Here is a 12,413-nt window from a genome sequence, read left to right as displayed (position 1 = left end):
CTGATTTATGGCGTTTATTGTGTTAAAACACAGGCCGCAACACAACCCTAACCGCAATTAGCCCCTCCGGGAGGTATCACCGTGAGTCTGTTCGATAAAAAAGAGCTTGTTTCCCAATCAGATGCATTGCCCGGACGCAATACACCGATGCCCGTTGCCAGTTTACATGCTGTTAACGAGCATTCAATGAGTCATGTTCCGGAAGGGATGGAAGTCGCCCTGTTCGCCATGGGCTGTTTCTGGGGCGTGGAACGCCTGTTCTGGCAGTTAGATGGCGTTTACAGCACCGCCGCGGGTTACACCGGCGGGTACACGCCGAACCCGACCTACCGCGAAGTCTGCTCCGGTCTGACCGGCCACGCGGAAGCGGTGCGGGTGGTATATGACCCGAAGGTGGTGAGTTATGAAAAACTGCTGCAGGTTTTCTGGGAAAACCACGATCCGGCGCAGGGCATGCGCCAGGGTAATGATTCTGGCACCCAATACCGTTCCGGGATTTACCCGCTGACGCCAGAGCAAAGCGACGCCGCACAAGCCAGCCTTGCGCGCTTTCAGCAAGCGATGCGCAGCGCAGGCGACGCGCGCCAGGTGACCACGGAAATCAAACCTGCGACACCGTTCTATTACGCGGAAGATGAGCATCAGCAATATCTGTATAAAAACCCGCACGGCTACTGCGGTATCGGCGGTATTGGTGTTTGTTTGCCACCGCAGCTTAACCCTTAAAAAATCACGGGTTTTATCGCCGAAAAACGGCGCAAATTAAGCCTCTGGCAGCCTGCGACAGGCTTACGCTATACTACCCCTCGAAATTGCCGGTCCACCGCTTCGGGCCGGCTTTCATAAGTGTTTACCACATGGATATTCAAAAACCCCTTCCGAGGATCCGGTTAATAGCTGGATAAATTATGTTAAACAGTATCTTAGTCATACTCTGTCTGATCGCGGTAAGTGCGTTTTTCTCGTTGTCTGAGATTTCACTCGCCGCATCGCGAAAAATTAAGCTCAAACTGCTAGCCGATGAAGGCAATATCAACGCGCAACGCATTCTGAAAATGCAGGAAACGCCCGGCACGTTCTTTACCGTGGTGCAAATCGGCCTGAACGCCGTCGCCATTCTTGGCGGTATCGTCGGCGACGCGGCGTTCTCTCCCGTTTTTCACAGCATGTTGATCAACGTGGTTTCGCCGGAAATGGCCGAACAGCTCAGCTTTATTATTTCGTTCTCGCTGGTAACCGGGTTGTTCATCCTGTTTGCCGATCTCACCCCGAAACGCATCGGTATGATTGCGCCTGAAGCCGTGGCTTTGCGTATCATCAACCCGATGCGCTTCTGCTTATTTGTTTTCCGCCCGCTGGTCTGGTTTTTCAACGGCCTGGCCAACGTCATTTTCCGCATCTTCAAGCTGCCGATGGCGCGTAAAGATGACATCACTTCTGATGATATTTACGCGGTGGTGGAAGCCGGTGCGTTAGCCGGGGTGTTGCGTAAGCAGGAACACGAACTGATTGAGAACGTGTTTGAACTGGAATCGCGCACCGTGCCGTCGTCGATGACCTCGCGCGAAAACGTGATTTGGTTCGATCTGCACGAAGATGAGCAGAGCCTGAAAAAGAAAGTGTCGGAACATCCGCACTCGAAGTTTCTGGTCTGTAACGATGATATCGACCACATTGTCGGCTATGTCGACTCCAAAGATCTGCTCAACCGCGTGCTGGCAAACCAGAGCATGGCGCTGAATAGCGGCGTGCAGATCCGCAATACGTTGATTGTTCCGGATACGTTAACGCTCTCTGAAGCGCTGGAAAGCTTCAAAACCGCAGGCGAAGACTTCGCGGTGATCATGAACGAATACGCGCTGGTGGTGGGCGTTATCACCCTTAACGATGTCATGACGACACTGATGGGCGATCTGGTCGGCCAGGTGGAAGAGATGATCGTCGCGCGTGATGAAAACTCGTGGCTGATTGACGGCGGCACACCGATTGATGACGTGATGCGCGTACTGGATATCGATGAATTCCCGCAGTCCGGTAACTACGAAACCATCGGCGGCTTTATGATGTTTATGCTGCGTAAAATCCCGAAACGCACCGATGCGGTGAAGTTTTCCGGCTACAAATTCGAGGTGGTGGACATTGATAACTACCGCATCGATCAGCTGCTGGTGACCCGCATCGATACCCGCGCGGCGGTGTTAACGCCGAAGCTGCCGGACGCCGAAGGTAAAGGCGCGGCGTAATCTGTCGCAGAAATGTCAACGGCCCCTTTGGGGCCGTTTTTTTATCGTATTTAAACTACTGCATAGCACAGCTGTTAAGCCATCTCGGTCTGCAAACGCAGCACCTGACGGTTAACTTCAGACATGACAGACAGATGCTGTTTGTCTTTCACTTTCGGGATCAGGATCTTGCCTTTATCGAACTCGAAAGCGCCAACGTCCTTGATATACAACCGTCCACGAAACAGGATTTTTACGTACTTAGCCACCTGAAGTGGGTTGTAACGCTGGAAAATTTTCATTCTTGTATCTCCTGTGAAACATTACGCTCTTGCGGTTCCACAATCGGACCAACGTAGGTGAGCGCAAATTTTAATGCTCAATGACTATAGTTCAGAACCTAACCCATACATAGTGTGAATAACTTTATTTACCTTTTGATGACAATTATTCAGAATATTCTTTTCAACACCTTACTCTGCGCAGTATAAGCCCACATTTTTTCACGGTTATGTGCGTTCGCCCGCAAACTGGCATCCAGATTGCGAGAAAAACGCATTGATCGCATTTATGATTAAAACGCGAGCCCAAGTGGTCGGATCACCTGCACAAACACAAGAGATAATAAGGAAACGCCATGACCCTACGTAACATCCTGGCAGCGACATGCCTGTTACTGCCGCTGGTTGCTTCAGCCCATAATTTTGAAAACAACCAACGCGTGCCGCCTGTGGGCATAGCCGACAGAGGGGAGTTGATACTGGATAACGATAAGTTTAGCTATAAAAAATGGAATAGCGCCCAACTTCCAGGCAAAGTGCGAGTGGTGCAGCATATTGCTGGTCGAACGTCAGCAAAAGAGAAGAATGCCGCGCTGATTGAAGCGATCAAATCCGCAAAGCTGCCGCACGATAAATACCAAACCACCACCATCGTTAACACCGATGACGCCATTCCCGGTAGCGCGATGTTTGTGCGCAGCAGTATCGAAAGCAATAAGAAGCTCTATCCGTGGTCACAATTTATTGTGGATAGCGAAGGCGTGACGCGCAAAGCCTGGAAGCTGGACGAGGAGAGCTCGGCGATTGTGGTGCTGGATAAAGACGGGCGCGTACAGTACGCAAAAGATGGCGGGCTGAGCCAGCAAGAGGTGCAGCAAGTCATCGACCTGCTGCACAAACTGCTTAATCAGTAGAGCGAGACCCGAAAGCCGGGGTTAAGGAAAGATTCACGCGGGGTGTAATCCAGAGTGCGCCCCTGCCAGTCGTGAACATGTGCCCCGGCGGCGACCGCCACCGCATGGCCTGCCGCGGTGTCCCAGACGCTGGTTGGCCCAAAGCGCGGGTAAAGCTGCGCTTTGCCTTCTGCCACCAGGCAAAACTTCAGCGAAGAGCCAATGGCGGTGGTCTGGTGTTCACCAAGATGCTGTAAATACTCTTTCAGTTCATCATCTGCATGTGAGCGGCTCACCACCACCAGCGGCGGACGCGCATCGCGTACCTGAATCTGCTGATGGTGCCCCGCCTCATCTTTCCACGCCTTCCCTTCCGCGGCGGAATACATCACATTCAGCACCGGCGCGTAAACCACGCCAAGCACCGGTTTTCCGTTCTCAATCAGGGCGATATTGACGGTAAACTCGCCGTTACGCTTGATGAACTCTTTGGTGCCGTCCAGCGGATCCACCAGCCAGTAACGCCCCCATGTCTGGCGAACTTCCCAGGTGGGCGGATCTTCTTCTGACAGCACCGGAATGTCCGGCGTCAACGCCTGTAAACCGCGCACAATCACCCCGTGTGCGGCAATATCGGCGGCCGTCACCGGTGAGTCATCCACTTTGCTGGTGACTTCCATCGGCTTATGCCCGTCGTAGACCTGCATAATGGCATCGCCCGCTTCGCGCGCGAGCTGGCAAATTGCATCTAACATTTTCCACCTCTTCTGTTCAGTGGTTTGTAACTCATTGTTTTACTTATATCGTATTGCGGCGGAATCTGCCATCTGTGATAGCGATTGCGTTTTCTTTGCGCGCTTTTATGGCAGTATTCACAATTCTGTAAGCAACAAAATGTACATAACACTTTCTTTTGTGGCTTAGATCGAAAAAGGATGCCTCTGATGATTAAGTTTAGTGCAACGCTTCTGGCCACGCTGATTGCGGCCAGCGTGCAGGCTGCAACGGTGGATTTACGTATTCTGGAAACCACTGATTTGCATAGCAACATGATGGATTTTGATTACTACAAAGACACGGCGACGGAAAAATTCGGCCTGGTACGTACCGCAAGCCTGATTAACGCCGCGCGAAATGAAGTCAAAAACAGCGTGCTGGTGGATAACGGTGACTTAATCCAGGGCAGCCCGTTGGGCGATTACATGGCGGCGAAAGGGCTGAAAGCCGGGGAAGTTCACCCGGTGTATAAAGCGATGAACACCCTTGATTACGCCGTCGGTAACCTGGGCAACCACGAATTTAACTACGGTCTGGATTACCTGCACAAAGCGCTGGCTGGCGCGAAATTCCCCTATGTGAACGCCAATATCATTGATGCGAAAAGCAAAAAACCGCTGTTCACGCCTTACTTAATCAAAGAGACGCCGGTCACCGACAGCGACGGCAAAACGCACACGCTGCGCATCGGTTATATCGGCTTTGTACCGCCGCAGATCATGGTCTGGGATAAAGCCAACCTGAGTGGAAAAGTGACGGTGAACGACATCACCGAAACCGCGCGTAAATATGTGCCGGAAATGCGCGCCAAAGGGGCCGATCTGGTGGTCGTGGTCGCACACTCCGGGCTGTCGGCGGAGCCGTACCAGGCGATGGCGGAAAACTCCGTTTATTACCTCAGCGAAGTGCCAGGCGTTGATGCGATCCTGTTTGGTCACGCTCACGCTGTTTTCCCGGGTAAAGATTTCGCGGCGATAAAAGGCGCGGATATCCAGAAAGGAACGTTGAACGGTATTCCGTCCGTGATGCCGGGCATGTGGGGCGATCATCTTGGCGTGGTCGATCTGGTGCTGAACAATGATTCTGGCAAATGGCAGGTACGCGAATCCAAAGCCGAAGCGCGCCCGATTTATGACGCCGCGGCGAAAAAAGCCCTCGTTGGCGAGGACAGTAAACTGGTGGAGATCCTGAAACACGATCACGACGCCACCCGCGAGTTTGTCAGCAAACCGATCGGCAAATCTGCCGACAACATGTACAGCTACCTGGCGCTGGTGCAGGACGATCCGACCGTGCAGGTGGTGAACAATGCGCAGAAAGCCTATGTCGAACACTTTATTCAGGGCGATCCGGATCTGGCGAAACTGCCGGTGCTTTCCGCTGCCGCGCCGTTTAAAGTGGGCGGTCGCAAAAACGATCCCGCCAGTTATGTCGAAGTGGAAAAAGGCCAGTTAACCTTCCGTAACGCCGCCGATTTGTACCTCTACCCGAACACGCTGGTGGTGGTGAAAGCGACCGGTAAAGAGGTTAAAGAGTGGCTGGAGTGCTCCGCCGGTCAGTTTAACCAGATCGATCCGCACAGCGATAAGCCGCAAAGCCTGATCAACTGGGACGGTTTCCGCACCTATAACTTCGATGTGATCGATGGTGTGAATTACCAGATTGATGTCACGCAACCGGCACGCTACGACGGCGAATGCCAGAGCGTTAACCCGCAGGCGGAACGCATTAAGAATCTGACCTTTAACGGCAAGCCGATTGATCCGAACGCCGCGTTCCTTGTGGCGACCAATAACTACCGCGCCTACGGCGGCAAGTTTGCCGGTACGGGCGACAGCCATATCGCTTTTGCCTCGCCGGATGAAAACCGCGCGGTGCTGGCGAAATGGATAAGCGATGAAACCAAACAGAAAGGGGAAATCCATCCGGCTGCCGACAACAACTGGCAACTGGCACCGATCCACAGCGACGCGAAGCTGGATATTCGTTTTGAAACCGCGCCCACGGACAAAGCCGCCGCGTTTATCAAAGAGAAAGCTCGCTACCCGATGGCGAAAGTCGCCAATGACGACATCGGCTTTGCTATCTATAACATCCAGCTAAACAAATAATTATTCCACCCATGCCTGCTGGCCTTCCCGTTCATCGCGGAAGGCCAGTACCTGCTCGATATTCAGCTCGATCCAGTCGGCAAGCGCCGCGACCTTCTCGCTGACCTGCTCACCCAGCGGGGTCAGACTATATTCAACATGCGGCGGAACGACGGGATACGACACGCGGTTAATAAAACCATCCTGCTCCAGCCATTGCAGGCTCTGCGCCAGCATCTTTTCACTGACGCCGCCCATTTTGCGGCGTAAATCGCTAAAACGGTGAGTGCCCTCGCGTAGCGCCACCAGTATCAGCACGCCCCAGCGGCTGGTGACGTGTTTCAGAACATCCCGCGAGGGACAATGCTCGGCGAACAGATTGCCGTCGCGCATCTGTTCACTCAACGTTTGCGGTCGGAGTTGCGTTTTCATACTTACCTTTTTGTGCGTACTTACTAAAAGTTAGTTAAGGTGTTAGCGTACCACAACACTCACCGAACACCGAAGGAGAATACTCATGATCGCACTCACCGGCGCGACCGGCCAACTGGGCCAGTTTGTGGTAGAAGAACTGCTGAAAACCGTGGCGGCAAAAGAGATTGTCGCTATCGTCCGTAACCCGGCGAAAGCCGAAGCGCTCAGCAAACAAGGCGTACTGGTACGCCAGGCCGATTATGGCGACCAGGCCGCGTTAACCCAGGCGTTAGCAGGCGTGAACAAGCTGCTGCTGATCTCCAGTAGCGAAGTGGGCCAGCGCGCCGCGCAACACCGCAATGTGATAAACGCCGCCAAAGCCGCCGGGGTGAAATTCATTGCTTACACCAGCCTGCTGCACGCCGATAAATCCCCGCTTGGTCTGCACGTTGAACACGTTGAAACCGAGAAAATGCTCGCCGATTCCGGTATTCCTTACACCCTGCTGCGTAACGGCTGGTATAGCGAAAACTACCTGGCAAGCGCACCAGCGGCGCTGGCGCACGGGGTATTTATTGGCGCTGCAGGTGACGGCAAAATCGCCTCCGCCACCCGCGCTGATTACGCTGTCGCCGCCGCGCGCGTGATAAGCGAAGAGGGGCATGCGGGCAAAGTCTATGAACTGGCCGGTGATCGCGGCTGGACGCTCACTGAACTGGCCGCGCTGCTCAGCAAAGCCAGCGGTAAAAACGTGGTCTACCAGAACCTGAGCGAAGCCGATTTCGCCGCCGCGCTGAAAGGTGCTGGCCTGCCGGACTGGCTCGCCACCATGCTGGCGGATTCCGATGCGGGTGCCGCCAAAGGTGGCCTGTTTGATGACAGTAAAACGCTCAGCAAATTGATTGGACGCCCGACCACGTCGATTGAAAAGAGCGTCAATGACCTCCTGTAAAGGTTACAAAGTGGTTAATTTTTGTAGCCTCCCGCCAGGTCATCCCTAATAATGAAGGGATGATCCGTGTGGAGAGAGAACGTGGAAGGCGTACCCGAACAGTTTACTGACGAGCGAGATTGCGCGCGCTTTCGCCACCTGGCGTTACTGCCGGGGGTGGAGCTGTACCACGCGCATATTTCGCGCTACGCCTTTGAGCCGCACACTCATGAAGCGTTTGGTATTGGCGCTATCGAAGCCGGTGCCGAACGCTTTCGTTATCGCGGTACGCAGTATGTCGCGCCAATGCATTCCGTGGTCACCATGAACCCTGACGAGCTGCACACCGGCGAGGCGGAAACCGCCGACGGCTGGCGCTATCGCATGGTTTATCTTGAGCCCGAACTGCTCGAAGAGGTCACCGGGATCCGCCACTGGTGGTTTAGCGATGTGATGCGTCACGATCCGCTGCGCACCCGGCAGATCTGCGCACAGATCCACGGCTTGTGGCACACCGACGATCCGCTGGCGCAACAGGGGATTTTGCTGGATCTCATCGATACCTTCCGCCCGCTGGCGCACCACGCGCCGCAGCGACCGGAAGGCGCGCACCGGTTTGAGCGCGTGCGCGATTACCTGCATGACAACTATATGCACAGCCTGACGCTCGACGAGCTGGCGAAAGTCGCGGCGCTCAGCCCGTACCATTTTCAACGCCAGTTCAAGGCGCATTTTCATGTCACCCCGCATCAGATGCTGATGGCGATCCGCCTGTGGCGCGCCAAATCGTTTCTGACTCAGGGCATGCCCGCCGCCGATGTCGCCGCCGTTACTGGCCTCACCGATCAATCACACCTGACCCGCGCGTTTACACACCGCTACGGCATCACGCCGGTGCGTTACCAAAAGCAGGTTACGCGCCGTTAATGCGCAATCTCATACAATATTCCCGCCCGTCGCTCTCCTACACTGTCCGCTGCCGATGTAAACGCAGGTGGAATGATGATTAGTGGTGTGTTGTATGCCCTGCTCGCCGGGCTATTTTGGGGGCTTATTTTTGTCGGGCCGTTGATCGTGCCGGATTATCCGGCGGCGCTGCAATCCACCGGGCGCTATCTGGCGCTGGGGATTATCGCCCTGCCGCTGGCGTGGCTCGGTCGCGCGCGTTTGCGCCAGCTTACGCGCAGCGACTGGTTCACAGCCTTATGGCTGACGATCATGGGCAACCTTGTCTATTACGTCTGCCTGGCAAGCGCCATTCAGCGTACGGGCGCGCCGGTATCGACGATGATTATCGCCACGCTGCCAGTGGTGATCCCGGTGTGCGCTAACCTGCTCTATAGCCAGCGCGACGGCAAACTCGCATGGCGGCGGCTGGCTCCCGCGCTACTCTGCATTGCGCTTGGGTTAGGCTGCGTCAATATCGCCGAACTGCGCCACGGGCTGCCGAACTTCAGCGGCTGGCGCTACGGTTCCGGTATTGTGCTGGCTTTCACTTCGGTGGCTTGCTGGGCCTGGTATGCGCTGCGCAATGCCCGCTGGCTGCGGGAAAACCCGGACAAAAACCCGATGATGTGGGCCACGGCACAAGCGCTGGTGACGCTACCGGTGTCACTGGTGGGCTATATTGCGGCGTGCCTGTGGCTTGGTGTTCAGCAACCGGATTTCACCCTGCCCTTCGGCCCGCGTCCGCTGGTGTTTATTACGCTGATGTTCACCATTGCAGTGCTCTGCTCGTGGGTGGGCGCGTTGTGCTGGAACATTGCCAGCCAGCGCTTACCGACGGTGATTGTCGGCCCGTTGATTGTCTTTGAAACCCTGGCTGGGCTGCTCTATACCTTTGTGCTGCGCCAAAGCCTGCCGCAGCTGCTCACCGTCTGCGGTATTGTCTTGCTGGTCGGCGGCGTGTTGATGGCGGTACTGTCGAAGCCGGAAAAAGCCAGCATCACCGCATTAAGGACCGAATAAACCGCCGCATTCGTAGTGCTTTCTCGCCGACACGCGGCGCGAAAATCAGGCGTCTGCCCGTTAGGTAAGAGTGAATGCCAAATAATCAGGCACAGCCACTCTGTGCCGCTGAGTGCCTCACCCTCCTGTGTTTTTCAAATGGGCATAAAAAAACCCGGCATTTGCCGGGTTTCGGGAGAGCGACGCAACCGTTATCAGAACGTTTCCCAGTTGGCTTCGCTGAAGCTTTCGGTCGCTTTGGCCTGCGGTTTGCTGACTGGCGTGATTAACGCCGGACGGCGTGCGCTGCGTGTGCGGTTGACCTTGAATACCGCCACGGTTTCAGTCAGGCGTGCCGCCTGCTCTTCCAGTGCCGCAGCCGCAGCGGCGGACTCTTCCACCAGCGAGGCGTTCTGCTGGGTAACGCGGTCCATCTCAGCAACGGCCTGGCCTACCTGATCAATACCACGGCTCTGCTCGTCAGAAGCAGACGAGATTTCGCCCATGATGTCGGTCACGCGCGTGACGGCGCTGACGATTTCAGCCATGGTTTCCCCGGCTTCATGCACCAGGGCGGCACCCGCATTGACACGATTACCGGAGTCTTCAATCAGCCCTTTAATCTCTTTTGCTGCCTGCGCACTGCGCTGCGCCAGGGTGCGCACTTCACCCGCCACCACGGCAAAGCCTCGGCCCTGTTCGCCCGCACGGGCCGCTTCAACGGCGGCGTTCAGCGCCAGGATGTTGGTCTGGAAGGCGATACCGTCAATCACGTTGGTGATTTGCGCGATTTTGCTGGAACTGGTGGCAATCTCATCCATGGTGCGCACCACGCCATCTACCACTTCCCCACCTTTCTTCGCGGTACCGGACGCGTTCAGCGCCAGTTGCGTTGCCTGACGGGCGTTGTCGGCGTTCTGTTTCACCGTGGCGGTGAGCTGCTCCATGCTGGCGGCGGTCTCTTCCAGCGACGCGGCTTGCTGCTCGGTGCGTGAAGAGAGATCGTTACTGCCGGCGGAAATTTCACCCGCGCCGGTGTAAATGGTATCGGCGCCGTCGCGCACTACGCTGACGGTTTTCACCAGCGACTGCTGCATTTCCTGCACATTCTGCGCCAGCAGCGCCATTTCGTTTTTGCCTTCGGCATCAATGTCATGCGTCAAATCGCCGCTTGCGATGTGGCGGATATGGCTCATCACCTCATGCAACGGCTTCAGCAGGACGCGCTGCATCGCAACCCAGCTCATGACGATCACCGCCAGCACGACCAGCATCACCGTACCGAGGATCCACAGGATACGCTGGTAATCGCGTTCATTCTGGACGATCCCTTCACTCGCCAGTACGGTTTGCGCATCGCGCCACGCGCGATAGCTCTTCTGCATGGCAACTTGTTTCGCTTCGGCGTTCTGGCGGAACATATCTTCCAGACTACCGGCGAGCAGCAGACGGTTCATCTCTGTCAACGTCGCATGGTAGATGCCGTATTGCGTTTCCAGATCTTTCGACAGCGCTTTATCCAGCCCTGGCGTGTCCGGAATGGTTTTGTACTTCTCGAAATGCTGTTGCGCCTGGTTCAGCAAGTTGGTGGCCGTTTGCGCCAGCTCATTAAGCTGACCGCCATTAATCTGGCTGGCGGTGCTGCTTTGCAGACGCAGCATGCCGCGGTTCAGCGTCACACGCGCCTGGTTGAGGCTGATCCAGGCATCAGTAAATTCGGAAACGTTCTGGCTGGAAACCTGAGAAACGTTGAAGTTGTTTTTATCGTTATTAAGCGCACTGATGAACACGACAGCGGAGATCAGCTGCATTGCACCAAGTACAAGTAATACCATGATTAATAAAGTAATAACTTTTATTCTTTTGAACATTGTAAGCCTTTATAGCGTGCAGGATATTGTCTGGAGTCTTGGTATCGGCAGCGAAGCGAAGTTGTTTAATTGTGATGCAGGTCGCAATCCAGTAATTTCCAATAAAAACACCGCTATTCAACATGTTAAACCCATAAGATTTTTTGTGATGAATATCACAGTTTTTCGTGTAAGAAAGGAATAAGGCGATTTCCGCCACCCCAAAAGGGGTATATCATCGTCTTAAAGATGCATTTAAAATACAACTTATAAATTACACATGAGGTAACTGCTATGGCTTTCCGCGATCAACCCCTGGGTGAGCTGGCGCTCTCTATCCCCCGCGCCTCCGCACTGTTCCGTAAATATGATATGGATTACTGCTGCGGCGGTAAGCAGACGCTGGGACGTTCTGCGGCCCGCAAAGAGCTGGATATTGACGTCATCGAAGCCGAGCTGGCGACGCTTGCCGAGCAGCCGATTGAGAAAGACTGGCGCGTGGCGGGGCTGGCGGAAATCATTGACCACATTATCGTGCGTTACCATGACCGTCACCGCGAACAACTGCCGGAACTGATCCTGCAGGCCACCAAAGTCGAGCGCGTCCACGCCGATAAACCGAACGTGCCGCGCGGCTTAACCAAATACCTGACGATGCTGCATGAAGAGCTTTCCAGCCACATGATGAAAGAGGAGCAGATCCTGTTCCCGATGATCAAACAGGGCATGGGTTCGCAGGCGATGGGGCCGATAAGCGTAATGGAGAGCGAGCACGATGAAGCGGGCGAACTGCTGGAAGTGATCAAACACATTACCAATAACGTCACCCCGCCGCCGGAAGCCTGCACCACCTGGAAAGCGATGTATAACGGCATCAATACCTTGATTGACGATCTGATGGAACACATCAGCCTGGAAAACAACAATCTGTTCCCGCGTGCCCTCGCTGGCGAATAAATAAAGGCGCCCGAGAGCGCCCTGATTCATGGAAGTTTAGAGCCGCCGCGC

The 12,413-nt window shown here is 55.0% G+C and carries 13 protein-coding genes; 9 read left to right on the top strand and 4 right to left on the bottom strand.

Annotated elements, in window-relative coordinates; all coding sequences use genetic code 11:
• The first annotated feature begins 81 nt into the window (after window positions 1–81).
• Both msrA and paeA read left to right on the top strand, forming a co-directional pair.
• The gene (gene msrA, locus H650_RS16605; protein WP_044489551.1) at window positions 82–726 is read left to right on the top strand and encodes a peptide-methionine (S)-S-oxide reductase MsrA; all 645 of its coding nucleotides are present in this window, start codon (window positions 82–84) and stop codon (window positions 724–726) included.
• 182 nt (window positions 727–908) lie between these two features.
• On the top strand, window positions 909–2,243 hold the full coding sequence (gene paeA, locus H650_RS16600) for a polyamine export protein PaeA (protein ID WP_020456266.1): 1,335 nt from the start codon (window positions 909–911) through the stop codon (window positions 2,241–2,243).
• Between the two features lie 74 nt (window positions 2,244–2,317).
• Here the strand turns inward: paeA and H650_RS16595 are convergent, their stop codons facing one another.
• A complete protein-coding gene (locus H650_RS16595) occupies window positions 2,318–2,524 on the bottom strand; it encodes a DUF1107 domain-containing protein (protein WP_004857160.1) in 207 nt (68 codons plus the stop codon).
• A gap of 335 nt (window positions 2,525–2,859) precedes the next feature.
• On the opposite strand from H650_RS16595, the gene H650_RS16590 reads away from it, so the two are divergent.
• Window positions 2,860–3,417 (top strand): YtfJ family protein, encoded by a 558-nt coding sequence (locus tag H650_RS16590; protein WP_017459133.1) that lies wholly within the window; start codon window positions 2,860–2,862, stop codon window positions 3,415–3,417.
• Here H650_RS16590 and cysQ read toward each other — a convergent pair.
• Window positions 3,411–4,151: a 3'(2'),5'-bisphosphate nucleotidase CysQ gene (gene cysQ, locus H650_RS16585; protein ID WP_020456265.1), complete on the bottom strand. Its 741-nt coding sequence runs from the start codon at window positions 4,149–4,151 to the stop codon at window positions 3,411–3,413. The genes H650_RS16590 and cysQ overlap by 7 nt on opposite strands.
• Window positions 4,152–4,340: 189 nt before the next feature.
• Between cysQ and H650_RS16580 the strand changes: the two genes are divergently transcribed.
• Window positions 4,341–6,284 (top strand): bifunctional 2',3'-cyclic-nucleotide 2'-phosphodiesterase/3'-nucleotidase, encoded by a 1,944-nt coding sequence (locus tag H650_RS16580; RefSeq protein WP_020456264.1) that lies wholly within the window; start codon window positions 4,341–4,343, stop codon window positions 6,282–6,284.
• On the opposite strand, the gene H650_RS16575 is transcribed toward H650_RS16580, so the two are convergent.
• Window positions 6,285–6,695, bottom strand: a complete 411-nt coding sequence (locus H650_RS16575) for a winged helix-turn-helix transcriptional regulator (RefSeq protein ID WP_020456263.1) — start codon at window positions 6,693–6,695, stop codon at window positions 6,285–6,287.
• An 85-nt stretch (window positions 6,696–6,780) separates the two neighbouring features.
• Between H650_RS16575 and H650_RS16570 the strand changes: the two genes are divergently transcribed.
• The 3 genes from H650_RS16570 to H650_RS16560 all read left to right on the top strand — a co-directional run bounded on the left by H650_RS16570 (window position 6,781) and on the right by H650_RS16560 (window position 9,576).
• A complete protein-coding gene (locus H650_RS16570) occupies window positions 6,781–7,629 on the top strand; it encodes an SDR family oxidoreductase (RefSeq protein ID WP_020456262.1) in 849 nt (282 codons plus the stop codon).
• Window positions 7,630–7,710: 81 nt separating this feature from the next.
• Window positions 7,711–8,535 carry an AraC family transcriptional regulator gene (locus tag H650_RS16565; protein ID WP_020456261.1) on the top strand — a complete coding sequence of 275 codons (825 nt, stop codon included), beginning with the start codon at window positions 7,711–7,713 and terminating at the stop codon, window positions 8,533–8,535.
• Between the two features lie 75 nt (window positions 8,536–8,610).
• Entirely contained in the window at window positions 8,611–9,576 is a 966-nt protein-coding gene (locus tag H650_RS16560; protein WP_020456260.1) for a DMT family transporter, read from the top strand.
• Between the two features lie 194 nt (window positions 9,577–9,770).
• Here H650_RS16560 and H650_RS16555 read toward each other — a convergent pair whose 3' ends face one another.
• Window positions 9,771–11,426 (bottom strand): methyl-accepting chemotaxis protein, encoded by a 1,656-nt coding sequence (locus H650_RS16555; protein ID WP_044489549.1) that lies wholly within the window; start codon window positions 11,424–11,426, stop codon window positions 9,771–9,773.
• Here H650_RS16555 and H650_RS25770 point away from each other — a divergent pair.
• Both H650_RS25770 and ytfE read left to right on the top strand, forming a co-directional pair.
• Window positions 11,389–11,610, top strand: a complete 222-nt coding sequence (locus H650_RS25770; protein ID WP_020456258.1) for a hypothetical protein — start codon at window positions 11,389–11,391, stop codon at window positions 11,608–11,610. The two genes, H650_RS16555 and H650_RS25770, sit on opposite strands and share 38 nt — an antisense overlap.
• A gap of 89 nt (window positions 11,611–11,699) precedes the next feature.
• Complete coding sequence (gene ytfE, locus H650_RS16550) at window positions 11,700–12,362, top strand: iron-sulfur cluster repair protein YtfE (protein WP_020456257.1); 663 nt, start codon at window positions 11,700–11,702, stop codon at window positions 12,360–12,362.
• Window positions 12,363–12,413: the final 51 nt, after the last annotated feature.

This window comes from Enterobacter sp. R4-368, assembly GCF_000410515.1.
Taxonomy (GTDB): domain Bacteria; phylum Pseudomonadota; class Gammaproteobacteria; order Enterobacterales; family Enterobacteriaceae; genus Kosakonia.
This window is presented reverse-complemented; position numbering and strand designations above follow the sequence as displayed.

Bases quoted from the DNA above. Each gene is read 5' to 3' on its own strand.
- paeA (WP_020456266.1), top strand. From the start codon at position 909: ATGTTAAACAGTATCTTAGTCATACTCTGTCTGATCGCGGTAAGTGCG.
- H650_RS16595 (WP_004857160.1), bottom strand. From the start codon at position 2,524: ATGAAAATTTTCCAGCGTTACAACCCACTTCAGGTGGCTAAGTACGTA.
- H650_RS16590 (WP_017459133.1), top strand. From the start codon at position 2,860: ATGACCCTACGTAACATCCTGGCAGCGACATGCCTGTTACTGCCGCTG.
- cysQ (WP_020456265.1), bottom strand. From the start codon at position 4,151: ATGTTAGATGCAATTTGCCAGCTCGCGCGCGAAGCGGGCGATGCCATT.
- H650_RS16580 (WP_020456264.1), top strand. From the start codon at position 4,341: ATGATTAAGTTTAGTGCAACGCTTCTGGCCACGCTGATTGCGGCCAGC.
- H650_RS16575 (WP_020456263.1), bottom strand. From the start codon at position 6,695: ATGAAAACGCAACTCCGACCGCAAACGTTGAGTGAACAGATGCGCGAC.
- H650_RS16570 (WP_020456262.1), top strand. From the start codon at position 6,781: ATGATCGCACTCACCGGCGCGACCGGCCAACTGGGCCAGTTTGTGGTA.
- H650_RS16560 (WP_020456260.1), top strand. From the start codon at position 8,611: ATGATTAGTGGTGTGTTGTATGCCCTGCTCGCCGGGCTATTTTGGGGG.
- H650_RS25770 (WP_020456258.1), top strand. From the start codon at position 11,389: ATGATTAATAAAGTAATAACTTTTATTCTTTTGAACATTGTAAGCCTT.
- H650_RS16555 (WP_044489549.1), bottom strand. From the start codon at position 11,426: ATGTTCAAAAGAATAAAAGTTATTACTTTATTAATCATGGTATTACTT.
- ytfE (WP_020456257.1), top strand. From the start codon at position 11,700: ATGGCTTTCCGCGATCAACCCCTGGGTGAGCTGGCGCTCTCTATCCCC.